The following is a 26113-nucleotide window of genomic DNA, read 5'->3' as shown; positions in this document are numbered from 1 at the left end:
GGCTCAGTTCATCAGGTAGGCGAGTTTGTGGGTCAACCGTTCGACGGAGTCCTCCGTGAACAACAGCAACAGGTCGAAACGAATATCGTGCCCTTCCAGGCTGTAGCTGATTTCCACCGCCAGGGTCTTTTTCCAGTGTTTGCTGTTGTCCCGGATCAGTTCCTCGATGGCCGCGTGCTGGCCGAGAATCTGCGGGTGGCCTTGGGAAAACACCACGTCGATCTGTTCGGCAATGCTGCTCAGGCATGCGCCGATCAAGACGCTGGAAAGGTCCAGCAACATCTCCAGGTCCGAATAGTCGGCGCTCTGGCGCTGCATCAATTGCGCGATGTCGGCGATTTCCGAGTCATGGAAGATCAACAGGGCTTCGCCAGCGATGCCGCTGCCGATAAACCCCTGGCAGATCGCGGTGAGTTGCTGGGAGCTGCCGACGTCGGTCAAGGCCATGTGCAACTCCCCGACCTCGAGGAGGTTCACGTTCGGCACCGGCAATTGCACGAAGACCCCCAGCACCTTGGCGATCAGGGCCGCTGCCCGGCCGATGGCCACGTTGACCGTCTCGCGGAACACATCGTGGAAACTGATGGCCGTGTTCGTGACCGAACGATTCTGCAACGGCACCTGGCTGGGGTGGGCCAGTAGCCCCAGCCGCGCCAGCGTCTGGCGCAGGTCGTTTTCATCGAACGGTTTCTTCAGGAACGCCAGCGCGCCCAGCTCATGCACGCGGCGCACCGCCTCATCCTGGACGTCACCGGAAATCACGATGACCTGCGCCTTCAATCCTTCGTCGCGCAAGGCGCCCAATACCTGGTAGCCATCCATTTCCGGCATGGTCAGGTCGAGCAGCACCACGTGCCCCAGGCCCTGGCGTATGGCGTCCATGGCCTGGCGGCCATTGCTCGCCTCGGTGACCGAAACCGGCCAGTCTGTCGGCAGTGCACGCAACACCTGTTTGCGCGCCATGTTGGAGTCGTCACACACCACCAGGGGAATCAACGACACAGGAACGACCATGGGTGACCAATGGCAGGGGAGGAGGGGCTACTGACATCATTCATAGGCTTGCAAAGACCCTTTGATTAACGAACCGGGTTTATCAAGCTTAGCGTCCTGCACGAAAACTGCGGGGCTCGGTTGCATTAGAAACTGGACCAATAAGTCAGGGGCGTCAACTGCACTTCGTCATTCACACCCCACGCAAAGCCACGGTCGACGCGCGATTGGCCATGGCGGGCGCGGTTTGTGGTCTATAGTTTTCAGCAGACCCGGAATCTTTCCGTACCGGCGATCAGGGACTGCGGACGCCTCGCGCCGTAGCTGCATCGGATACCCGCAGGCCGTCAGCAGTGAACAATGCAGGGAGCACACCATGGCGATCCAACGGGCGAGTGTAATGACGTCGGCCCCGGATATCGTTCATCGTGAAAACGCCCTGGCCGATGGGACGAGCCATTGGTTTCGGCGCGGCTTCGACCAGGCCAGGGAAGCCTACATCCTGTTCCCGCTGCTGGCCGTTCTGCTGTTGGTGGTCATCTGGGCAGGCACCCTGTACCTGATCAAGGTCGAACAGGCCCGCGCGCAGCAAGGGATCGCCGAGGCGAGCCTGGAAATCGGCGCCACCTACGAGGCGCAGATCCTGCGGGCAGTGCGTGAAATCGATCAGACCCTCAAGCTCGTCAAGTACACCTACGAGTCCGAGCGGGAGCCCAACCCGCTGCCCAAGCTCAAGGCTCGCGCCTTGTTGCCTTCTCCCTACTTGTTCGACGTCAGTGTGGTCGATGCCAGCGGCCGGGTCGTCGCCAGTACCCAGCCGAGCGAAGCCGGAAGCCGAATGGCCAAGGATGAGCTGCAAACGCTGGGCCCGGACACGGCGCTGTCGATCAGCCGTCCGTGGAAAAGCCCGGTGACGGGGGAGTGGAAGTTGCGTTTCAGCCGACGGCTCGATGGCGGGGATGGCGCGTTCGCCGGGATCGCCATGGTCGAGGTCGATGCCGCCTATTTCGTCAGCAGTTATGACGCCTCGAAACTCGGCAATCACGGCTTGCTCGGCCTGTTGGGTATTGACGGTGTCTTTCGGGCACGGCGCAGTGGAGAGGACGTATCGGCCGGCGACTCGATCGATTACGCAAGCGTGGTACCGGACACTGAAAACACCGAAGCCGTACGCGCGATCAATGCGGGGGATGGTGTGTGGCGCTACACCAGTGCCCGCCAGCTCTACGACTTCCCACTGGCGGTGATTGTCGGGTTGTCCGAGGAAGAACAACTGGCCGCGGTGAACCAGCAAGCGCATACCTACCTGTGGCGCGCCACGGGCGGCAGTCTGGTGCTGGTGTTGCTGGCGGGGCTGCTCGCCCGGATGAGCTGGCAACTGGTGCAAAGCCGCTTGCGCGCCGGCGAAGCGAAAATTGCCTACGCGGAAAGTGTCGAGTACCTGGCCTATCACGACGGCCTTACGGCCTTGCCCAATCGCAGTCTGTTCAGCAAGCTGTTGGGCCAGAGCATCCGCGAGGCCAGCCGTTATGATCGGCAACTGGCGGTGCTGTTTCTTGACCTCGACCGCTTCAAGCAAGTCAACGATACCCTGGGGCACGATGCCGGCGATCAACTGCTCAAGGAGGTCGCGCTGCGCCTCGAGGCGTGTCTGCGCGGCAGCGATACGGTGGCTCGATTGGGCGGCGACGAATTCGTGATCTTGCTGCCGGAGCTGTCGCAGGACAACGACGTGGCGACTGCCGCCCAAAAAATCCTGACCGCCATAGCCCGGCCCTTCAACCTCGAGGGGCAGGAGTTCCGTGTGACCGCCAGCGTTGGTATCAGTGTGTACCCACAGGATGGCCTGGACGAGCAGACGCTCAAGAAAAACGCCGATATCGCGATGTACCAGGCCAAGCAATGTGGCAAGAACAACTTCCAGTTTTACTCCGCGAAGCTGAACGCGGACTCACTGGAACGGCTGACGCTGGAGCTGAGCTTGCGCCACGCGCTGGAGCGCCAGGAGTTCCAACTGCACTACCAGGCCAAGCGGGACATTCCCAGTGGCCAGATCACCGGTATGGAAGCGCTCCTGCGTTGGAATCATCCCGACCTGGGTATCGTGGCGCCCATGCAATTCATCCCGGTCGCGGAAGAGACCGGTTTGATCGTGCCGATCGGCAAGTGGGTGCTCAAGACTGCCTGCCGGCAAAACGTCGCCTGGCAACGACAAGGGCTGCCACACCTGGGGGTCGCTGTGAACCTCACGGCTCGGCAGTTCGCCGATGAGAACCTGTTGACGGACTTGGCCGAGATACTGGCCGAAACCGGTATGGACGCGCGCCTGTTGGAGCTGGAGATCGCCGAGAGCCTGCTCATGCAGGACGTCAAGAGGGCGTTGAATGTATTGACCGGGCTCAAGCGCCTGCAGGTCCGCATCGCCATCGATGATTTCGGGATCGGTTATTCGTCGCTCTCCGCGCTCGAGCAGTTTCCGCTGGATGTCATCAAGATCGACCGCTCGTGTATCTGCGATACCAGCAGCGTGTCGGAAGACAAAGCCCTGACCGAGGCCATCATCGCGATGGGCCGGACCCTCAGCCTGACCGTGGTGGCCCAAGGCGTGGAAACCAAGGAGCAGGCCGATTTCCTGCGGGATAACGCCTGCGATGAGTTCCAGGGTTTCTACTTCAACAAACCGGTGCCCGCCGATCAGTTCAAGCTGTTGCTGCAAGCCCAGGCGGCTGGCACGGGGCTCGGTACGTAGAGCCGTACTCACTGCGACTCGAGCGGCACTGCCCTGACGCTGCCGTCCAGCTCCCGTGCCTGGATATAGCCGATGGTGTCGGGGTTCTCTGCGATACGTTTCTTGACCTCCGCCCCGCTCGAAACCGCCTGCGGCGGCTGGCCCCTGCCGGTGAAGATAATTTTCGACCAATGCGCCTTGAGCTGGGCTGCGGACTTGCCGGTGAACGTTGTGTAGAACTCATCGCGGGTTGGTGAATCTTCTGTCTGGTCAATGGGAATCGCCTGTCCGCCGCCGGGAAAACGACTGGCCTTGCCCAGGAAAATATCCGCCACCTGATTGCGCGCGAGCGTCTTCACCGGGCTGGACGCGGCGACGACCACCACCACGTCGGCCTTGACGGCAACGCTGGCGGCGCACAGGGCGAGCCCCGCCATGGCGAATCCGATGAGTCTCACAACCCACATGGCCTGCTCCATCAGAAGACAAAATCAACAGCCAGGCTGATGACGTTGAGCGAACCCCCCGACGTGAAGTCCGGTTGGGGGTTGATCAACGGACCGACCGAGTTGCCCTTGAAACGTGTGTGATCGAATTGCACTTTGGCGTCCATGTTCTTGGTGAAATCCCAACGCATACCCAGGGAAAGGGTCTGCAGGCCTTCGTTCGAGCCCAGGACGCTGTTGAGCGCACCGTTGAGTTCGGCGGCCGTGCCCGCCAAGGCCGGCGGCAAGGTCGATAGCGTCAGGCCCGGGCTGGAGACTTCTGTTTCGGTCCTGGAGCGCGCGTAGGTGACATAGGGGGTGAACGCTGCGATGCGGTACCCGCCGCTGATGTACCAGGCGCTGGTCCTGCCCAGGCCGGAACGGCTGTCGAGACGTCCCCATTCACTCATGACGAACCAGTCGCCCGGATCGTAGCTGGCACCCACGCCGATAAAGTCGACGGGGGTGTCATCGGAGTCGTAGCGATCGGCGATGGCGATGCCTTCCGGACCGAACTCCCTGAACGTATCGAAGAGTGAATTGAATGGCTCCAGGGTCAGGTCGGCCTTCATGTAGGTGATGCGTGTGGTGAGGGCACCGAGTTCGGTGGTGTTGGTGACCCCCCAGAGATTTCTCGTCAGCGCCTTGCCGGTCCCGTCGGAATCGCGGCTGTCGGTCTGGCCGTAGTGGGCCTGCACCGTGTTGGTGATTTCATCGACTCGAAACCGGTAGCTGCCATCGATGCCGTCGCTGCTGGAGATCGGCATCAGGCCGTAGACCTCCATGGGCGCCCGCACCCAGGGCAGGGTGTAGCCCACTTTGCGGTTGTCGGATACCAGGAACGTCGGCAACACGGTACGGCCAATGCGTGCGCTGAAATCCGGCGTGAACTGGTACTTGATGTTGGCCCACTCGACGAAGGGCCGGTAACTGTTGTCGTAGCGCTGCTCGGAAATGACCTGCACCACGGCCGACAGCTGCGGGGTGAAATTGGCGGTCAGTTGGGCGCCTATCAGGCTGTCGACGTCGGCGCTCCAGTTGCGCGAATGCCCCGCGCCGTTGGGCTTGAAGATACTGGACGTGAAGTCGGCTTTTTTCTCGCTGGAATGGACGATCCCCACCGTGCCGAAACTGCTCAGCGAGAACACGTCGGCTGCGTCGGCACTGGCACCGCCGGCATACAGCGTCACGACTACCAAGGCCAAGGTATTGGGCTTTTTCACCATGGGGGTCAAGGTAACCTCGTTGCGTGGATCGCCATTCGTCTGTTCCTTGTAACGTTGGCTGAAGCTGCGCGTTATCACGCGCCGAAGCGTAGCCTAGATCGCCAATTTGAGCGTAAAGGTCGCTCCCGTTCCCGGGCCATCGCTATGGGCCTCCAGCGAGCCGCCCATCTCCATGGCCGCCAGGACGCAGCTGTGCAGGCCAAAACCATGGCCATCCTTGCGTGTGGTAAAGCCATGGGCAAAGATCCGCGTCAGGTTCTCGGGCGCTATGCCTTCGCCGTTGTCGATGACCTTGATCACCAGGGTGTCTTCTTGGGGGATCTCGCTCTGAAGGATGATTTGAGGGGTCAGCTCCGGCCGGTCATCCATCGCCCTGCTGGCGTTTTTTATCAGGTTGATCAGGATCAGCAGCACCCGATGCTTGTCCAGTTGCAGCAAGGGTGTTTCGGCCAGGTTTCGCACCACGGTGATCCGATGCGCGGCGATGATGCCGGCGTTCATGCGCACGGCATCCTCGATCAGGTCCTTGATCTGCACGGTTTCGGCCAGGCTGGAGGTGCCTGCGTAAGATTGCTGGGCGGCGACGATTTCCTTGATGTGATCAACGCTTTTGCTCAGTTGGCCGAGTTCTTCGGTCATGCTCTGTTGCTCCACCGCCAGCGCGTCCACCAATTGGTTCAGGTAGCCGGGCAGCAGCTTGCCTTTCTCGTCGTGGGAGATGAAGTCGCCGAGGTCATCGGCGTGCTCGTTCATCATTTGCACCGCCTTACCGAGCCCCAGGGCCTTGCTGGTGCGCAGCTTGCGGGTGACCAGGTCGGCGGAGATATTCACGCTGTTGAGCACGTTGCCCACGTTGTGCAGGACGTTGGTGGCGATTTCGGCCATGCCGGCCTGGCGAGCGGCGGCGGCCAGTTGAGCCTGGGCTTCGGCGGCGCGCAGACGGCTCTGCGCCAGTTGCCAGCTCATCCGGGCGAGCACGCCCACCAGCAGCACCAGGACCAGGCTGCCGCCTGCCGCGCGCCAGAGGTAGGTACGCGCTTGCTGGTTCACCGCGGCCAGTTGTTCTTCCTCGGACAACCCGACAATCACCGCCAGTGGAAAGTCGTAGAGCTGGCGGGCACTGGTGTAGCGCCGCACCCCGTCCCAACCATTGACCGAGAGCACTGCCTCGGTGTTTTCCGCATCCGGCACCACCGCCGTGTAATCGACCGTATCGCCGGCCAGTACCGTTTCTCCGGTGCGCCGCACGCGGAAGAGGCCGTCAGTGCCCAGCAACCCGAGCGCACCCTGTTCGCCGAGTTTCGAGGCGTCGTAGCTGCTGACGAAATAGGCGGCGTCGACCTCGACCCTGGCGATCCCGGAAAGTGTGCCATCCGCGGCGTCGAGTCGCCGGCTGAAGCGCAAGCGCCATTCTCCCGTGACCGGACTTTTCCACGGATGACTGATGGACAATGAGTCGCTGTGCCGCAGTGTTTGCTGCTCATTCGGGTCAGCGATATTTTCCCGGTCGTTGGTCCGTGTACTCGCCACGAGCCTGCCGTCCGGGTTGACCACGCTGACGTCGAACACCAGGGCCGGCGGTAACAAGGCCCGCTCCTGGAGCCGGCGCAGGGGATTAGGCTCGCTCTCGGTCTCATAGGTGTATTTGACCAGCTTGAGGGTTTGGTCGATTTCATGGATGGCGCGCAACATTTGCGCTTCGTAGGTGGCGCCCATTTCCAGGCTGGCCGTCGCGGCGCTCTGTTGCGCGCGAAGATGTTCGACCTTGATCAGGTAGAGGGTAGCGCTCCAGATGGCCAGCAACAGCAGAACGGCCAGCAACGGGAACAGGATGTAGGCTTCCTTGGCCTGGTCGAAGGCGCGCCGAAGCACGCCGGCCTTGGTATCGCCATCGGCCTCGGCACAATGAGCAGTGCCAGGGGCCAACCTCAGTGTCTCAGGCCGCTGGATCGGCATGGTGTGCTCCCTGCATTGTTCGACCGAAGGCTGGTGGGCGTCGACACAGTCACGGCTCGAGGGGTATTGCTCCTGCTGGCCCGAGCATAAAGAGCCTGGATCTGTCAGAACTATAGACCACAAACTCTGTATGCCAATGTGCGAAGGTGGGCCCGACTGACTGGGGCACTGAGGATTTGTGGCAAGGGGATTTTGTGGGCGCAAGGCTTGCCCGCGATACACACGACTCGACTTCAGGAAGACCGCGTCGCATCCATCGCGGGCAAGTCTTGCTCCCACGGCCCCCTTCGCCACAGGTTATTCAGTGTTTGCTCTATCGGGGTCACACCGCTTGCTTGATCTTGCGATGCACCCACTGCGCCTCGTCCTTCAATTCAAGGACCTGCCAATGGAAGCGCTCCAGGGCGGCGCTGTGCCCGACGCTGATCAGGATTGTGTCCGGCAGCGTCTGCCTGAGCAGTTGATAGCAACGCGCTTCGTTTGCCGCATCCAGCGCCGAGCTGCTTTCGTCGAGGAACAGCACCGTGGGCCGGGCCAGCAGGGCCCTGACGAACGCACAGCGTTGTTGTTCGCCAACGCTGAGGGTCTGCGCCCAGTCCCGCTCCTGCTCCAACTGATCGCTCAGGTGTTGCAGGCCGACCTGCTCCATGACCTGGCGCAGCGCGGCATCCTCCTCGCAACGGGCTGGGTGGGGGTACCAGAGTGCTTCGCGCAGGCTGCCCAGCGGCAGGTAGGGTTTTTGCGACAGGGTCAGGGCGCGTTCACGGTCATAGCCGCTCGAGCCGCGCGCGTGGGGCCAAAGCCCGGTAATCGTGCGGATCAGCGTCGACTTGCCGTAGCCGGATGGCGCGCTGATCATCAGGCTGTCACCGGGCTTGAGTGACAGGTTGAAGCCTTTGAACAACGGCCGGCCGTTTGGCAGCCAGATGTCCAGGTCCTTGATATCAAGGCCGCTGGCCTGTTGTTGGTGCCTGACCTGGGATTTGACCTCGACGTTATCCAGGCGCTCCTGGAAGCCGACCAAGCGGTCGATCACCGACTTCCATTCCGACAGTTCCGGGAACACGCTCACCAGATAGGCGATGGCCGCGTGCACTTCGCCGAAGGCCGCGCTTATCTGCGTCAGGCGGCCAAGGGGAAAGGCGCCGGCAAAGAACTGTGGCGCCATGATGAACATCGGTATGACCGTCGCGCTGCGCAAATAGAAGGTCGAGTAGCCCATGATCAGCTTCTGTTTTTTCACCAGCGCCCAGAAGTTTTCCAGCGCCGCCTCCAGGCGGTGGTTGAAGCGTTCGTTCTCCACGACTTCGCCGCGGTATTGCGCCACCGAGTCAGCGTTCTCCCGCAGGCGGATGAGCGAGAAACGAAAGTCCGCTTCACGCCGCTGTTGCATGAAGTTGAGGCTGGGCAGCGCACGTCCGAGCCAGAATGCAAGGCCGGTGCCCAGGAGCGCATACACCAGGGCGACCCACACCAGCAGCCCGGGAATGACGATCGATTGGTCGTTGAACGGCACGCTGACGAGGCTGGAGGCTTGCCAGAGGATATGCAGGAAGGAAAACAGCGACACCACCGACGTCAACAGGCCCAGGCTCAACTTGAGCGACTTGACGATAAACAGGTCGATGTCCTCGGCGATCCGCTGATCGGGGTTGTCGACCTCGGTCTCGGTCAGCTTCAGCTTCTGGTAGCGCTGGCTGCCCAGCCATTGACCGAGCATGTTGCGGGTTGCCCAGCGCCGCCAGCGGATGGTCAGCTTCTGCTGGAAATGGAACGCGCCAACGGTAAAGGCGGCCATGCCGATCTGCAGCAGGATGAACTGCAGGCTACCGATCAGGAAACCGTGGTAGTCCAAGGCCTGCAAGGCGTTATAGAAATGCAGGTTCCAGAAATTGGTGAGGATGTTGACACCGACCAGGCACAGGGTCATCAGTACGGTAGCCAACAGCAGCAACAGGGCCGGGTACTTTTCCTCGGAAGCCCAGAAGGGCTGCGCGAGGCGCCAGAAATTGCGAAGTGTGTGCATGGGATCTTGGTGAGCCTGGTCGCTAACGACGTTGAGTTTGCAGGGGCGGGAGGATAGGATCAGCCAATGCTAATCGTTTGCATTAATTAGGGAAAGCCACGGGAGCCCCGTTATCGAATTTCCAGAATGGCTTAACCAGGCCTGGCCGCCCATACAGCGGGTCGTCCGGCAGGAACCTGGCGACCAGCCTTCCATCGCGTTGAGCCAGCTTGCCGACCCTGCCGCGTTGCAACCCTTGCTGACCCGATTTGCCTTGCGTTACCCGGGGGTGAACCGCGCCGCCGTGGTTTCACAGTGGTCGATGAACTACATGAGCATTGTCTTGCCGGCCACTCTGGCCTGTGTGCTGACGCGTGGCTGCGCGATCGAGTTCTGGGACGAGGGCGCGTTGTTGTTGCACGACGACGGCCAACCGGCGGCGCTGGGCCTGGCCGCCGGGCTGTCGCCCTTGAACGCGGAGGACCGGGCGGTGTATTGGTCGCGGTTGGTCCACGAGCATTTAGCGCCACTGTTTGGCACGTTGGCCGCCGCCGGTGGCTTGGCCCCGAAAATACTGTGGGGCAACTTTGTCGCGATCTGGGACGGCGCCTTCGCCAGGATGGACCCGGACCTGTCCAGGGACGGCTTCGCCGAAGCGCACCGGTGGCTGGAACCGGTTACGGTGAACAACGGACGCCTGAAGCTGCGAGGCCTGCAACGCATGGTCGAATCACCGGCCCCGCAGATATGCCCCAGCTTGCCCTTGCGTCGGCATTGTTGCCTGCATTACCAACTGCACGAACCGGTCGAAGGCCAGCCGCCAGTGCTGTGCGAATCCTGCCCCAAACTGCACCGCCTGCCGGTGGCGGAACAGGTGAGCTACCTGCATTACATCTATGAGGAGGGTTGAGCGCAGCTTTTGACAGCCTTGGCCAGAAACCCTCCACATTCCTCAAGACAGCATTTGCGCCTGGGATGAGGCGTTGGCCTGGGGGCTACTTCGCTGACCTTGCCATGTTCGACGTGGATCAACCGATCGGCCAGGCCGAAGTAGGCGTCGTCGTGGGAGATGACGATCAGCAATTTGCCGCGCTCGCGCAGGTCCGGCAGGATCCGGGTGTAGAAGAAGTGCTTGAACACCGGGTCCTGGTCGGCCGCCCATTCGTCGAACAGGTAGCAGGGGCGGTCATCCAGATAGGCACTGAGCAATGCCAGGCGCTTGCGTTGCCCGGTGGACAGCGCCAGCGTCGTCAGCTTGCCTCCTTCGATCTGCACCTTATGGTCCAGTTGCAGGTGCACCAGGTAGTCCTGCGCCTGTTTCACCAAGTCCGGATCGTCGCCATCGAACAGGTTTTCGAACAGGCAGAAGTCGGTGAAGATCGCCGAGAAGTGCTGTCGATAATGGAGGTTGTCGTTGCTCGAGGACACCTGCTCATCGAGCATGATGTCGCCACTTTCCGGCCGGTACAGCCCGGTCAGCAGCAAAGCCAGGGTGGTCTTGCCGCTGCCGTTGCCGCCGGTGATGAATACCACTTCGCCGGCATTGAGCGTCAGGTCGATGGGCCCCAGGGTGAAATGGCCGTCCTCGCGTTCGCGGTAATAGGTATGGGCGACCTGCCGGCACACCAGGCGGCGAACCTGGGTCGGCGAGATGGTATCGAAGGTCTCGTCGGATGCTTCCATCTCGCCTTCCAGGGCACGGATCTTGTTCAGTGCGACGCTGGCGCGGCCCAGGGTCGGCAAGGCGTTCATCAGTTCCGACAGCGGCGTGATCATGTAGAGGATCGTCAGGATATAGCCGGTGACGAGGCTCACGCCCAGGTCGATGAAATGCGGTGCGGCGAACAGCACCACGCCGATCAGCATGTAGAACACCGCGTTGCCCCAGTTCAATACCAGGGCGTAGATGCTCATGCCGCGTACGAAGTCGCGACGGTATTGCTGGCTGACTGGAATCAGCAAATGGGTGAAGAAGTGTTGCCGGCGAGGATGGTTGAGCTGCAGTTCCTTGCTGCCATCGGTGAGCAGGCGGTACTGGTCGAACAACTGATCCTTGAGCTCCCGGGCCCGGGAGATCGAAGTCAACGCCCGACGTTGCGGCCAGTGAAAAGTGAAGCTGCCCGCGATGATCAGCAGCAGTGTCAGGCCGAGCAGTGGCAGGCTGAGCCAACCCAGGTAGCCCAGGCAGGCGGCGATGATCCCGGCGTTGACCAGCAGGATCGGCACCAGCTCCACCGCCTGGCTGATGGTTTGCGTATCGTCGGTCAGCATGGCCAGCAGGCGATGCTTGCCCAGGCGCTGCAATTTCGCGTAGGGGGTATCGATCAGCTTGGCGCTCAGGTGCAGGCGCATGTCGTTGACTGCGGCCTGGCCCAGGCGCAGCAGGCTGATGTCGGAGATCACCCGGGACACCATGACCAGCAGCACCAGCCCGGCGAAAAGCAGCCCGTCCACCGGGCGTAGTTTATCGAACACCTCCAGGCTGTGGTTGATGTTGGCGATCAACCCGGCCGCCGCGAGGCCGCAGATCAGGCCCGTCAGGGTCGCCACCAGCAGTGCGCGCCATGAACGTTTAGCCATGAGTAACAACAGATCCATTTTCAAACCGCTCCGTTCGTAGCGATGGCCTCGAGCCGTGCCGCCAGTTGCTGGTGCAGGGCCGGTTGCTCGAGGATAGTGAGATGCTGCGCCGGGATGACCTCACGGGTCAACGGCCCGGTGCTCAGGTGTTCCCAGTGCGGGTCGGCGAACTCAGCCTGTTCCAGGGTATCGTCGGCCCACCAGACATGCACCGGGCAACTGAGTGGCGCAGGCTTGAAGGTCGCCAGCAGATGCTGCGTATGCTGCTGGTAGCGCAGCCGTGTTTGCAGGTGCTCCCAACTGTCGCCATCGAGCTGCAGGCCCTGCTGGCGCGCCCATTGGGCCAGTTCCGGCAGGCGTGCTGCCGGGGGCAGGGCGTCCAGTTGTTCCAGCAATGCCGCCAGGGTCGCCTGTGGCAACTGGCGCAATACGGTCTGGCTGTCCGACGTCAGCGACAGGGCGGCCGACTCCAGCAGCGCTTCGACGCTGTCTTCCTGGGCGTGATGCTGGTACTGGGAATCGATGATACCGAGAAACGCTACCTGTTCGCCCTGGCTCTCCAGGCGCGCGGCAGCGGCAATCGCGAGCAGCCCGCCGAGGGAGAAACCCAGCAGGTGATAAGGACCGTGCGCTTGCTGCTGGCGCAGATGCTTGACATAGACCGCCGCCAGGCTCTCGATGTCACCGCCCAGTGTCGTGCTGTCGTCGGCCAGGTAGGCCGCCTGGAGTCCCCACAGTTGCCAGGCCGGTAGCGATGCCAGCAGGGGACGGTAGTCCTGCACATGGCCTGTGGAGGGGTGGAAGCAGAACAGCTTGCCGGCCTCGATGGGTGCTGCGTTTGGCGGCGACAGCCTGACCAGTGGCGAGAGCTTGAGTTCGGCCTGCACCAACGCCGCGAACGCCGAGACGCTGGGGGCGTTGAACACCGCATTGACCGTCACCGGCGCCGACAGCGCGGTCTGCAAACGGCTGGCGAGGGTCACCGCCGCCAGGGAATGGCCGCCCAGCTCGAAGAAATCATCGTCGATACCCACCCGCTCCAGGCCCAGCACTTGCGCCCAGACCTCGGCAAGCAAAGCTTCCAGCGGCGTGCGCGGCAAGGCACTGCCAACGGTGTCGAGGACTTTGTCGGCCCATTGTTGCAGGGTCTTGCGATCCAGCTTGCCATTGCCCATCAACGGCAAGGCTTCGACGATCCGCAGGGTGGGCAGCATGTAGTCCGGCAAGCAATCCTGGGCCTGGCCATGCAGCCTGGCGACCGTGGTCGAATGCCCGGGCGCCAGGGTCATGAAGGCGAACAGTTGCTGGCCGAGCTCGCCCCGGGGAATGCATTCCACCGCGGCCTGGGCGACGCCGGGAAGGCGAGTCAATTGCGCCTGGATCTCATCGAGTTCCACGCGGAAACCGCGGATCTTCACCTGGCGATCGGCTCGTCCGGTGATTTCCAGGCTACCGTCGTGGAGGTAGCGGGCCATGTCGCCAGTGCGGTAGAGGCGTTCGCCAGGCGATTGCCCCCATTCGATGAAACGGCCGGCGTTCTGTTGCGCGTCCAGGTAACCCCGGGCCAGTTGCGGGCCGGCGATATACAGCTCGGCGCTCTGCCCGGGAGCGGCCAGCGCTTGCTGTTCGTCGAGCAGGTACAGGCGCATGCCATCGAGGCGGTCGCTCAGGGGCAGGCGGCGATAATCCATGGCTGGATCGGCTTTGTGCATCACCACGCCGACCGTGGTTTCGGTCGGGCCGTAATGGTTGAAGACTGTCAGCGTCGGCGCGAGGCCGTGAATGTTTTGCAGCAGGCGCCGCGAGCAGCTTTCGCCACCGAGGATCAGTTGCTTGCGAGGCAACACGGTCGCGCTTTGGGCATGAATCAGCCACGCGTCCAGCAGGGACGGTACGATCTTCAGGTGATCGATGGGGTATTCAGCCTGCCAGGCCGCCCAGGCCTGGGCGTCCATTGCCGTTTCCTTGTCCAGCAGGTGCAATTCACCGCCACTGAGCAGCGCCGGGAACAGCAAGGTGTAGCCCAGGTCGGCCGCCAGCGAAGTGACCACCGCACTGCGCTCGCCAACCCCCAGCGCCAGGCGCCGGGACACGCTGGCGACATAACTGGCGAGTTGGGCGTGTTCGACAATGACGCCTTTGGGCGTGCCGGTGCTGCCGGAGGTGAACAGCACGTAGGCCGCGTCCTGCCCTTGGCACTCGACGTTGGTTGCCGTGGCAGGTGCGTGCTGCCAGGTCGCTTCATCACGCAGGTCGAGGCTACCGATGCCGGGCAACGCGGGGGCGCTGCCGGCCGAACCGCTCAGGACGAAGACTGGCTGCGCCTGTTGCAGGATGGCCAGGGAGCGTTGTGCCGGCTGATGCACGTCCAGGGGGACGAACGCCGCGCCGCTCTTGAGCACGGCGAGCATGGCCAGGACCATTTGCGCCGAACGATCCAGGTACAACGCCACGCGATCTTCGCGGCCCACGCCCTGGGCGCGCAGGTACTGCGCCAGTTGGTTGCTGCGGGCCTGCAACTGGGCATAGCTCAGATACCCGTGGTGGTCGCGCAGGGCCAAATGCTCGGGGAACTGCGCGGCACATTCAGCGAAGCGCGCCGGTACGCTGGCAAACGGCGGGGCGGCGACGTCGTCCTGCCGGGCGGCCAGCGTCGCGCCGAAGCTCGGCGCCTGCAACGACAGCTCGGCCAAGGGCTTGCCTGGGTTGGCGAGGGCATCGGACAGCAGCGACTGGAACTGCTCCAGAAGCGTCAGGGCTGCTTGTTCGCTGTAGCGGCTCGGCAGATGGTGCAAGTTCAACCGATAGCCAAGACCGCTGGCTTCGTGGCGGACCGTTTCGGCAACCAGCAGCAACTCCATGCCTGCCGGGATGGCTTGCACGTCCGACACAGTGAGCGTCGATGTAAGACTGCCCAAGGTATCGAGTCGATCGGGCAGGTGTGCGCCCCACTGGAAACCGTAGTGCAAGGTTTCGGCCGGCAGTGCGGTGCTGACGCCGCAGTATTCCTGCCATTCGATGGCTTGCTCGCACAGCGTCTGCAGGGTCTCCAGCGCCTGGACAAATGAGCTGTTCGCAGCCGGTTGCCAGCGCAAGGGCAGGGGCTTGGCGAACAAACCCCAGCAGTCTTCGAGTTCCTCGTAGTCGTCGCGGCAATCGTGTACCCAGTTCAAGGTCAGTGCCGGGCTGTCGCCGGTACTGAGGCGCTGCAGCAACACCCCCCAGGCGCTCATCAGCACCTGCTCGGGCGAGGCACCGTGACGCTGGCAAAAGTGGTCCAGGGCGCTGCTCAATTGCGGGTTGGCGAGCAGGCGGGTGGTCGCCGGGGCATCGTGGCGGTCGTTGCGCACCTGGCGGTAGAGCAGCTCGCTCCCGGCCGGTTCGTCCAAGGCCTGGCTGGCCCAGAAGCGCCGACCGGGAACAGCATCTTCATCGGCCTGCAATTCATGGAGCCAGGCACTGTACTGGGTGTAGGTCATGGCCTCGTCATCGAGGTACGGCGCGTCCGTCGATCCCAGTGCCTGGGCCAGGCGCAGCAAGGTGCCGCGATCCGCGCTCAGGGCCGGCAGTTGCAGTGTCACCCGGTGCCGATCGTCCGCCACCGATTGCACTTCGACACTGATCGCGTCGACTGCGGTGGCGGTGGGCTCGACCACTTGCAGCGGCATCAGCAGGCCCGGCTCGGGCCGCACGCTCAGGCGCAAGGCCTCGTGGCACGCGCTCAGCGCGGCCAGCCGCTGCTGCAGGCGTTCCAGCGCCAACGCGCCGGTGATCTCCAACTCCAGGCGCACGGGCGGCAAGCCCGCCAGCCATTGGCTGCGCTGTTGCGGCGAGAGGGCGAAGGCTTCTTCACGTTTCTCAAAGACGGTCATGCCTGCACCTCCGAAGCCGGCAGCGGCTGTGCTTCGGGCAACTGCCCCGTCAGTTCTTCGCGGCGCATCATCTGGCCCATGGCGACGCAGATCTTGCGTTCGCCCTCGAAGGGATCCCGGGCGTGAGCCACCAACATATTGTCCAACATGACCATGTCACCTTTTTGCCAGGTAAAACGTACCGCGCAATGTTCATACGCCTCGCCGATTACCTGCATCACCGCGTCTTCGATCACGCTGCCGTCGCCGTAGTACACGTTGCGGGGCAGGTGCCCGAGGCCGAACAGGTTGATCAGGTTGTTGCGCACTTCCGGCTCCAGGCAGGCAGTGTGGTGCAGTTGCACCTGGTTGAAGAACGACAGTTCCCCGGTCTCGGGATGTTCGACGATGGCCGGGCAGTGCTGGGCGATCCGCAGGTTGTCGGTGCCCAGCCATTCCCAGCGCATGCCCGAGGCCAGGCACTGGCGCTCGACTTCCTCGCGCTGTTCGGTCTTGAAGAAGTCCTGCCAGCGCACATCCAGCTTGTCGGTGAAGTGCCGCACGTAAAGCAGTCCCAGGGCCTTGAAGCGAGCGACGATGTCCTGGGGCAAGCGCGCCAATACCTGCCGGCAATCGACGATGGGCGTGCAGCCGCCACGTGGCGCCGGTGTTTCGCAGTAGAACCACTGCTTGCGTGGCCACTGCGGCAGATGGGAGCTCTCGTTGTGGAAGAGAATCATGTGCTGTTCCGGGTACGGCGTGGAGTGGTAGATATTCTTGCCGGACTTGTTTTTCGGCAGGTCGCCGTAGGTCCCGTAGAGGTCGGGCTCGATGGCCTGGGCGAACTGCTCGAAGGCCGCGGCATCCGGCAGGTTGAACCCTCGGAACAGCAGGCCGCCGTGGGTCAGCAACTGTGCATTGATCCATTCCCGGGCTTGCAGCGCCCAGTGCACCGGGTCCAGGTCGCCGAGCAACGGCTCGATCACCAACGGCAAGGCTTGCCCGGCGTCGAGGGTACGGGTACGGACCTGCTCGTGGGCCACTTGGCTGACGGCGGTGGCGCGGGTCTGCTTGAGCTTGCTCAGTTTCGACTGCTTGCGTGCGCTGCGGGCCGTGGCCTCGTCGAGCGACGAATCAGGCTGGGACGCGGCGCCAGCGTGGCTGCCCTCAAGGCGCCACGACCACTGCTCCAATGCCTGGGCGGGGGCCGAGACGATCTGCTCCAGCAGGTGTTCGAAGCCCTGTTCGAGACGCTGGATGGTCTGCTCCTGCAACACGCTGGTGCGGTACACCCAGCGCACGTTCAGGCCTTGCTCTTCGTCCTCTTCGACAAACACGGCGAGGTCGAACTTGCTGCTCTGCTGGGGGGCTACCAAGTGTTCCACTTCAAGGTCCGGCAGGCTGGCATTGCCACTGGGCGTGTTCTGCATGACGAACAACACCTGGACCAACGGGTTGACCCCAGGCGTACGCGGCGGCTGCAACTCCTCCACCAGTTTGTCGAACGGCACTTGCTGGTGTTGGAACGCCGACAGGCAATCCTCGCGCAAGCGTTGCAGGCGGGCGTCGAAGGTTTCGCCCTCGCTCAGGCGGGCACGGATCGGCAGCACGTTGACGAAGAACCCGATGAGATGTTCCAGGGCCGGATGTTCGCGGTTGGCCAGGTCGGTGCCGACGATGAAATCGTTGGCCCCGGTGGCCCGCTGCAACAGGCTGTTGAAGGCATTGAGCAAGACCATGAACAGTGTCGCCCGTTGCGCTTGCGCATAGGCCTTCAGCACCTGGGCCTGGGCCGGCGTGAAGCGTTGCTCGAGGGCCGCGCCCTGGTAGTCGGGGCGTGCCGGGCGTGGCTGGTCAAGGGGCAACGGGATCAACGTTGGCGCGCCGTCGAGCTGGCGGCGCCAGTAATCGATGGCCCGCGCGAGCAGGCGCTGTTGCGCTTCGCTGCGTTGCCAGTAGGCATAGTCGGCGAACTGGATCGGCAACACCGGCAACACGGGGGTCGAACCGCTGATGCGTGCCTGGTACCCGACGATCAGTTCCTGCATCAGGATGCCCATGGACCAGGCGTCAGTGGCGATGTGATGCAGCACCAGTTGCAGCACATGGTCCTCGCGTCCCAAGCGCAGCAGGTTGGCGCGCAGCATCGGCGCCTGTTGCAAGTCGAACGGGCGCGCGGCCTGTTCATCGATCAGGCGCTGCAGGCTTTGCGCCTGCTCTGCGCTGTCCAGGTCACTCAGCTCGGTTGGCGTCAAGTCCACCAGCGGCGCCGGGTTGATGACCTGGCAAGGTTGGTCGCCATGGAGGTGGAACGCGGTGCGCAAGGACTCATGGCGTTCGAACACCGCCTGCAAGGCTCCTTGCAGCGCCGCGATGTCCAGCGCCCCACGCAGCCTGACGGTGGTGGTCATGTTGTAGGCGGCACTAGGGCCTTCGAAGCGATCCAGGAACCACAACCGTTGCTGGCTGTAGGACAGCGGCAGCGGTTGGTTGCGCGGCGCCGGGGCCATCTCGGTGTCAGCGTCGGCCTCGGTCTGGGCGTTGCGTTGCTGATCGACCGCTTGGGCCAGTTGCTCAAGGGTGCCGCGTTCGAACAGGGTGCGCAGCGGCAGGTTCACGTTCAGCCGTCGGCGAATTCGCGACAAGACTTGGGTGGCCAGCAGCGAGTGACCGCCGATGGCGAAGAAGTCGTCGTGCACACTGACGTTGTCCAGGCCGAGAATTTCTTGCCAGAGTTCGGCCAGGACGTGTTCGGTCGGCGTGCGTGGCGCCATGGATTGCGCCTGTACCGCCTCGTCCTGGGGCACACCCAAGGCGGCGAGGGCACGACGGTCGACCTTGCCATTGGCGTTCAGCGGCAACTGTCCAAGGGCCAGCCAACGGGCCGGGACCATGTAGCTTGCCAGTTGCTGGCCCAGGTATGTGCTCAATACCTGTTGCGCAGGCTCGCCGCCCAGGTCGGCCGTCTCGTCGAGCACATACCAGGCCACCAGTTGCAAGGCGCCGCGGGCGTCGGGCAACGCCAGCACCGCCGCGCTGTCCACCGCCGGGTGTTGCATCAAGCGGTTTTCGATCTCGCCCAGCTCGATGCGGTGGCCACGGATCTTCACTTGCTGGTCGCGACGGCCGAGGTATTCGATCACGCCATCCTCACGCATCCGGCCGATATCACCGCTGCGATACAGGCGCGCATCGGCTTGGAACGGGTGCGGTACAAAAGCCTCGCGGGTGCGTTGCGGGTCGCGCAGGTAGCCGCGACCCACGCCGACACCACCGATGCACAATTCGCCGGGTACACCCACAGGGACCAGGCGCAGCGCCGAGTCGAGAACGAACACCTGGTTATTGGCGGTCGGCGTGCCGATGGGCATGTGCAAGCAGTCGTCGGCCGGTGCTTCAGTGATGGGGTAGAAGGCCACGTCGTCCGAGCATTCGGCAGGACCGTAGGCGTTCATCAACGGGATCGCCGGGAAGCGTGCGAACCAGTCCCGCGCCAGGACCGGCGGCAATGCCTCGCCGGTGGGCAACAGCCAGCGCAGGCTTGCCAGGGTGTGATGGGCCTGGCTTTCCTGGAGCATGCCGCGAATCAGCGCCGGAACGGTTTCCAACAGCGTCAGTTGCTGCTCCTGGACGGCGTCGAGCAGGGCCACGGGATCGTGGGCCTGGGCATCGGGAAGAATGTGCACGGTGGCGCCGAACAGCGGTGCGGCGAGGAACTGCCATACGCTGATATCGAACGCCGCCGAAGCTGTCTGGGCAATCCGGTCGTGTTCACCCAGGCCCAGGCTCGGGACCTTGCCGAACATGTTGTTGAGCATCCCTCGTTGTTCCACCATCACGCCTTTTGGCGTGCCGGTGGAACCCGAGGTGAAGATCACGTAGGCCAGTTGATCCGGCTGGTGCGCATAGGTGACCCGCGGTTGCTCACGACCTTGCCAGAGCGCCTGGGCGACCAGGCAGGTAGGCTGCTTGTGCATTTGCGGCAGGACGTTGTCCAGTGTCGAGGTCGCGTGCTCGCACACCAGCAACAGCGGCGCCTCACCCAGGTCCAGCAGTTCCGCCAGGCGTGCGTGGGGCTGTTGGATGTCCAAGGCCTGGAACGCGGCGCCGACCTTGAGCGTGGCGATCATCATCGTCAGCAACGCCAGGCCACGCTCGGCGAACAGCGCCACCAGGGTTTCCGGGCCGGCACCGGCGGCTTGCAGCGCATGGGCGATGGCATTGGCGCGGCGGTCCAGTTCGGCGTAAGTCAGCGATTGGTCCTGGCATACGGCGGCCAGGTGTTGCGCACGGTTGCGCACTTGCTCGGCGAACAGCGCCGCATAACCGCGCTCCAGCGGGAAGTCGAGGTCGCTGCGGTTGCAGTCGATCAGCAGGTGCCGGCGTTCAGCCTCGGGCAGCATGTGCAAGCTGCCCAACGGCGCCTGCGGTGTCTCCAGCATGGCCGAAAGCAGTTGCACCAGATGCCCGAGCATGCGCTGTACGGTGTCAGTGCTGAAACGCATGCTGTCGTAGGACAGGCGAATGCCCAGGCGATCGCCGGGGTACAGCACCACCGTCATCGGGAAGTTGGTGTGCACCCGGTCTTCGTAGATATCGATGCTGAAGGCGTCCAGTTGCACGCTGCTGATGTCCAGCGGGGCGTTTTCGAACACCACCAGGCTGTCGAACAACTGCTGGCCGCGCGGCACTTGGCTGCAACGCTGGATGTCCACCAGCGACGCGCTTTCGTGTTCGCGCAATTGTGCGTTGTGGGATAGCAGTGCCTGCAACCAGTCGGCCACCGGGGCCTCCGGGTCGACATCGATGCGCAGCGGCAGGCTGTTGATGAACAGCCCGACCATTTCTTCTACACCGGCGAGGTCAGTCGGGCGGCCGGCGACGGTCACGCCGAACAACACGTCGCGGTTGCCGCTGTAGCGCGACAGCAGCAGTGCCCAGGCACCCTGGATCCAGGTGTTGGGCGTCAGTTGGTACTGCTGGCAGAGCTGTTGCAAGCGTTGGGTCTGGGCGATGCTCAGGGTCTGGTCGAAGTCGCCGACCTGTTCCGGTGCCTGCTCCGGGCGGGCCACCGGGCCGTCCACCTGCAGCGGCGTCGGCTCGCTGAAGCCGGCCATCTGTGCCTGCCAGAAGGCGTGGGCGGCAGCCATGTCATGGCGTTCCAGCCAACTCATGTAGCCACGGAACGAGCGCAGACGCGGACGAGCCACCGGCTCCTGGCGCACCAGGGCCTGGTAGATCGCCAGCAGGTCTTCCATCAACAGGCCGAAGCACCAGGCATCGGTCAGGATGTGGTGGAAACTGCGCACCACGGCGAAGCGGCGCTCATCGAGCTGGAACACCCGCAGGTGGGTCAGCGGTGCGCAGGCCATGTCGAAGCCTTGCAGGCGTTGTGCTTCGAGGGCCTGGTCCATCGCCTCGCGCTGCTGCTCTTCGTCGAGATGGCGCAGGTCCTGCCAGTCGAACGCCTGGTGGGTCTGGCGGTACACGCACTGCAGCGGTTCATGGTCGTCCTGCCACCAGAAGGCGGTCCGCATCATTGGATGGCGCTCGAGGAACAGCTGCCACGCGGCTTCCATCGCCGGGCGCTGCAATACCCCGTCCCAGCTAAAGCGTTGTTGCATCAGGTAGATACCGCTGTGGGGTTGCAGCAGGGTGTGCAAAAGCATGCCCTGTTGCATCGACGACAGCGGGTAGACGTCTTCGATGTTCAGCCAGTCCAGCGGTTCGGCCGCCAGGGTTGCCGCTTGCTTGTGGCACAGCGGGAATGCCTGGCTGGCAGGGCGCAGGTCGGCCGCGGTGGCCAGTGCGGCGAGCTCGCTCAAGCGTTGGACAAGGCACGGCGCCCAGTCGGCGGCGAGGGTGCCCTGGCTGCGCAGGTGCAGGCGGTCATCCTGCCACCAGGCGTCTACGTTCAGCGGCCCGGTCGAAGCCGGCGATGGGGTTGGCGCTTCAACCTGAGCCAGGATGCCACGCTCTTCGCGGTGGCTATCGAGGTTGCCCAGCCAGCGAATGACGAGCGATGGTGCTGGCAGCTCGCGCAGCGGTTCTTGCAGGTAGGTATTGTCCGACAAGTAGCGCAGGGCGCCATAGTCGACGCCGTGTTGCGGGTAGGCGCGCATCTGCGCGGCCAGTGCCTGCAAGCGTTGCAGCAGGCTCTCGCCTTCGGGCTGGAGGAAGTACGGCACGGTCAGTGCCAAGGGGCCCATGATGCGTGCCGGGTCGAGGTCGGCCACGGCAATCGGCGCAGCGACCGGCAAACGCTCGGCACTCGGACGGGCATCGTGCACGCTCAGCGCGACCAGGCCATTGCCGCACAGTTCACGGCACTGTTCGGCCACGGCAGCGGCCAACAGGGTGTTCCAGTCCAGTTGCAGCACTTCGCCCAGGCGCTTGAGTTCGCCAGAGGTGGCGGCCGGCAGGGTGTCTTCGACCACGCTGGCCGGTTGCTGGCTGTCAGGCAGTTGCAGCGGTTCCACCCCTGCGTATTGCAGCCAATGTTCCCAGGCGTCATCCAGGGCATCACCCTGGGCATGGGCCTGCTGGTGCCGTGTCCACTGGGTGAAGTCGCCACCGGCGTAGGACAGGCGCACCGGCCGCTGATAGCGCAGCTGTGCCAAGGCCAGGTTGAGGTCAGCCAGTAGCAGCGACCAGGAGGCTTCGTCCAGGCACAACGGATGAGCGGCCAAGAGCAGGGATTGCGTGCCGTCCACCTCCAGCAGGCTGGCATGCAGGGTTTGGCCTGCACCCAATTCCAGCGCATCGACACCGGCCTGGGCCAGGGCTTGCAGTTGTGCCGGGGCGCAGGTCTCCAGTTGCTCGGTGGTGATGACCGGAGCCTTGGCCACGACCAGTACCCGTTGCTGCCACTCGCCCTCCGGCAGCGCCTTGAGCGCCAGACGCAGGGCCTGGTGGTGGTGTTGCAACGCGGCGATGGCCTGGGCCAGCAACTCGCTATCGATGGCCTGGGTCAACGCCACGCAGCGCCAGGTGGCGTGCAATGGCCCTTGCTCCAGGCGTGCCAATTGCCCGGCAGCCAGCGGCAGGTCATAGCCATCGGCAACGGCTTGCACCACGCCATGGCTGGCATCGGCGCCCAGTACCCGGGCGATATCGGCGATGGTGCGGTTCTCGAAGAGCTGGCGGGGCGTGAGTTTCAGCCCTTGCTGGTTGGCGCGGGCGATGATCTGCAAGTTGATGATCGAGTCGCCGCCCAAGGCGAAGAAGTTGTCATGCACGCCAACACGTTCAAGCTTGAGGACGTCTTGCCAGATGGCGGCCAGCTGCGTTTCGACTTCATTGCGCGGGGCCACGTGAGTGGCGCTGTCGTCCGTGGCTTTTTGCGGGAGCGGCAAGCGCTGGACATCGACCTTGCCGTTCCGGGTGAGGGGCAGTTCGTCGAGGGTGATGAAGTGTGCCGGCACCATGTAGTCCGGCACCCGGGCTGCGAGGTCGTTACGCAGTTTCGTCGCGGACAGTGACTGGCTGGCGACCAGGTAGGCCACCAGGCGCAGGCTGCCGTCCAGTTCCACGGCGCGGACCAGCGCCTGTTCGATCAGCGGCGACAGGCGCTTGATCTGCGCTTCGACTTCGCCCAGCTCCAGGCGATTGCCACGGATCTTGACCTGGCTGTCGACCCGGCCGAGGAATGCCAGTTGGCCGTCTACTTGCCAGCGCACGCGGTCGCCAGTGCGATACCAGCGTTGCTGATCCGCGTCGAGATGAAAGCGTTCGGCGGTCAGGTCCGGACGGTGCAGGTAACCCCGGGCCAAGGCGCCGTTGATCAGCAGCTCACCGGACACCCCGGTGGGCACCTGGCGACCCTTGGCATCCACCACTTGCAGTCGGCGGTTCGGCAGCGGCCGGCCGAGGGCAATGCTGCGCAGGCCTGCGGGCAGCTCGGTGGCGATTGCGCCGACCGTCGCTTCGCTCGGCCATAGTGGTTGAACACCCTGAGGCCAGGCGCCAGGCGATTGACCTGCTCCAGCAGCGCCGGGCTGAGGGCGTCGCCACCGAAGACCAGCAGGGCGCGCGGCAACAAGCGTGCATCGGGCAGCGCCTGCAACAGGCCGGACAAATGGCTTGGGGTGATCTTCAGCACATCCACCGGGTGTTGGTCGAAGAGTTCGGCCAATGCCAGGGGGCTGAAACCGCTGTCTTCATCCACCAGCAACAGGCTGGCGCCGCTACACAGGGCGCCGAACAGTTGGGTGTGGCCCAGGTCGGCGGCGATACTGGACAGCAAGCCGTAGCGGGCGGCCGGTGGCGGGTTGAGTACCGCGTGCACCGCCGTCAGGTAATCGACGATGGACTGGTGCTCGACCACCACACCCTTAGGGGTGCCGGTGGAGCCTGAGGTGTAGATCACGTAGGCGGCGTCAGTCGGGCTATGGGCCACGGCAGGTGGCGTGTCTGGCTGGGCGGCGATGGCATCGGCCTGTTCCGCCAGCCACAGCGTCGGCGTGTGCTCGGCCAGGCCTTTGAGCAGGGGCGAGGCGGTGGTGCCGATCAGCAGCGCGGCGCGGCTGTCCACCAGCACATCGGCCAGGCGCCCGGCGGGCTGCTTGAGGTCCAGCGGCAGATAGGCCGCGCCAGCCTTGAGGGTGGCGAGCAGGGCGATCACGAACCCGGCACTGCGTTCCAGGGCCAGTGCCACGACGCTGTCGTGACCGATGCCCTGGGCGCGCAAGTACTGGCTGAGGCGGTTGGCTTGCTGGTCCAGTTCACGGTAGGTCAGGGCGACCTGGCGGTCGCGGACCGCCAGGTGATCCGGGTGGGCGGCCACTTGTTGTTCGAAGCACTGATGCAGGCACGCCTGGGGTACCGGCAGTTGTACGCCGCATCCCTGCACGAGCAGTTGCTGGCGTTCTTCAGGGCTCAGCCACTCAAGCTCGCTGACCCGGCACTGCGCTTGCGCCGTCATCGCCAACAGGATGGCGCGCAATTGTGCCGACAACACCGCGACCTCGGCGTCGCTGAAGCGACTGCGGTCGTAGCTGATCAGGTAGTGCAATTGTTTGTCCGGCACCACGATCAGCGACAACGGGAAGTGGTTGCGGCCTTGGGTGAGGGTAATGCCGTCGGCCTGCTGGTCGCTGCTCGGGGCACTGAAGCTCAGGCCGCCGGTGTCCTGGTTGAGCGCGTCGGTGACCGGGAAGTTCTCGAACACCAGGATCGAGTCGAACAGCGCCTGCTCGGCGGCGATGCGCGTCATCGACTTGAGCTTGCCCAGGGGCAGGTAGGCGTGGTGGCGCAGATCGCTGTTGGCCTGCTGCAACTGCTGCAGCCAGTCCACCAGAGCCGGGCCTTCAGACCACTGCACGCGCAACGGCAAGGTGTTGATGAACAGCCCGACGGTGCTGTCCACGGCGGCCAGGTTCTCTGGACGACCGGCAACGGTGACGCCATAGACCACGTCGTCACGCCCGGCATGCTGGCCCAGCAGCAATGCCCAGGCGCCCTGGATCAGGGTGTTGATGGTCAAGTCGTTCTGGCGGGCGAAGTGCGCCAGCTGCTCGGTTTCGCTGGCCGTCAGCAGGCTTTCCCGTTCGGCGAACGGTGCCCCTGTTGGCGCAGGCTGCCGCACGGCGAAGGTGGGCAGCGGTGTCGGTTCGCTCACGTCCTGCAACTGTTCGCGCCAGAAGCCTTCGGTGGCAACCATGTCCTGTTCCGCCAGCCAGGCGATGTAGTCCCGGTAAGGGCGGGTCGGCGGCAGGTCGGCGGGGCGGCCGTGGGCCTGTTCGTAGTACAGCGACAGCCACTCCTGGACGGCGATGCCGACGCTCCAGCCATCCATGAGGATGTGGTGGAAGGTCCAGATCAGGTGCCAGCGCTCGGGCGCCAGACGCACCAGGCACACGCGCATCAGCGGCGAGTCGTTCAGCTCCAGGGGCTGGGCGCGCTGTTCCAGCGCCAACTGTCCGAGCGCGGCCTGCGGCTCGGGGCGGTCTTGCCAGTCCAGTTCCGTCAGGGGCAGTGGCACGTCCTGTTGCACCACCTGATAGGCATCGTCCAGTTCTTCCCAGAGAAAAGCACTGCGCAGCACGGCGTGGCGCCGCATCAGCGCTTGCCAGGCACCGCGAAATGCGCTCAGTTGCAGCGGGCCGTTCATGTCCAGGCTCAATTGCTGGTAATACACCCGCGAATCCGGTTCATAGACGCTGTGGAACAACAGGCCGTGCTGGGTCGGCGAAAGGGAGTAGATGTCTTCGATGTTGTTCATGCTTGCTTGGTCCATTTCAAAGTCTTGAAAACTCGAGTGAGCGTCGATCAAGGCGCCGCGCCGGTCC

Annotated in this window: 9 protein-coding genes and 1 pseudogene; 2 read left to right on the top strand and 8 right to left on the bottom strand. The window is 63.8% G+C overall.

What is annotated here, in order from left to right; genetic code table 11:
- Positions 1-3: 3 nt before the first annotated feature.
- Positions 4-1014 carry a response regulator gene (locus tag ACZ5M5_RS18000; protein ID WP_464737726.1) on the bottom strand — a complete coding sequence of 337 codons (1011 nt, stop codon included), beginning with the start codon at positions 1012-1014 and terminating at the stop codon, positions 4-6.
- A 355-nt stretch (positions 1015-1369) separates the two neighbouring features.
- Here ACZ5M5_RS18000 and ACZ5M5_RS17995 point away from each other — a divergent pair, with 355 nt between their 5' ends.
- Positions 1370-3742, top strand: coding sequence for a bifunctional diguanylate cyclase/phosphodiesterase (locus tag ACZ5M5_RS17995; RefSeq protein ID WP_464737725.1), 2373 nt, complete (start codon positions 1370-1372; stop codon positions 3740-3742).
- An 8-nt stretch (positions 3743-3750) separates the two neighbouring features.
- Here the strand turns inward: ACZ5M5_RS17995 and ACZ5M5_RS17990 are convergent, their stop codons facing one another.
- The 4 genes from ACZ5M5_RS17990 to ACZ5M5_RS17975 form a co-directional block, all read right to left on the bottom strand.
- Positions 3751-4188 carry a type 2 periplasmic-binding domain-containing protein gene (locus ACZ5M5_RS17990; protein ID WP_060741927.1) on the bottom strand — a complete coding sequence of 146 codons (438 nt, stop codon included), beginning with the start codon at positions 4186-4188 and terminating at the stop codon, positions 3751-3753.
- An 11-nt stretch (positions 4189-4199) separates the two neighbouring features.
- Complete coding sequence (locus tag ACZ5M5_RS17985) at positions 4200-5432, bottom strand: porin (RefSeq protein WP_464739414.1); 1233 nt, start codon at positions 5430-5432, stop codon at positions 4200-4202.
- Between the two features lie 93 nt (positions 5433-5525).
- On the bottom strand, positions 5526-7388 hold the full coding sequence (locus ACZ5M5_RS17980) for an ATP-binding protein (RefSeq protein ID WP_060741929.1): 1863 nt from the start codon (positions 7386-7388) through the stop codon (positions 5526-5528).
- A gap of 322 nt (positions 7389-7710) precedes the next feature.
- Positions 7711-9414 carry an ABC transporter ATP-binding protein/permease gene (locus ACZ5M5_RS17975; protein WP_464737724.1) on the bottom strand — a complete coding sequence of 568 codons (1704 nt, stop codon included), beginning with the start codon at positions 9412-9414 and terminating at the stop codon, positions 7711-7713.
- Between the two features lie 199 nt (positions 9415-9613).
- Between ACZ5M5_RS17975 and fhuF the strand changes: the two genes are divergently transcribed.
- The gene (gene fhuF / locus ACZ5M5_RS17970; RefSeq protein WP_464737723.1) at positions 9614-10303 is read left to right on the top strand and encodes a siderophore-iron reductase FhuF; all 690 of its coding nucleotides are present in this window, start codon (positions 9614-9616) and stop codon (positions 10301-10303) included.
- On the opposite strand, the gene ACZ5M5_RS17965 is transcribed toward fhuF, so the two are convergent.
- The 3 genes and pseudogenes from ACZ5M5_RS17965 to ACZ5M5_RS17955 all read right to left on the bottom strand — a co-directional run bounded on the left by ACZ5M5_RS17965 (position 10288) and on the right by ACZ5M5_RS17955 (position 26046).
- The gene (locus tag ACZ5M5_RS17965; protein ID WP_464737722.1) at positions 10288-11991 is read right to left on the bottom strand and encodes a cyclic peptide export ABC transporter; all 1704 of its coding nucleotides are present in this window, start codon (positions 11989-11991) and stop codon (positions 10288-10290) included. The genes fhuF and ACZ5M5_RS17965 overlap by 16 nt on opposite strands.
- A gap of 2 nt (positions 11992-11993) precedes the next feature.
- Positions 11994-15845 carry a non-ribosomal peptide synthetase gene (locus ACZ5M5_RS17960; protein WP_464737721.1) on the bottom strand — a complete coding sequence of 1284 codons (3852 nt, stop codon included), beginning with the start codon at positions 15843-15845 and terminating at the stop codon, positions 11994-11996.
- A pseudogene (locus tag ACZ5M5_RS17955) lies at positions 15842-26046 on the bottom strand (non-ribosomal peptide synthetase). Before ACZ5M5_RS17955 ends, ACZ5M5_RS17960 begins: the two are co-directional and overlap by 4 nt.
- Positions 26047-26113 lie beyond the last annotated feature (67 nt).

The organism is Pseudomonas sp. Van50 (assembly GCF_055390755.1).
Note: the sequence above shows the minus strand (reverse complement) of the source record. Positions and strands in the feature narration are given on the sequence as shown.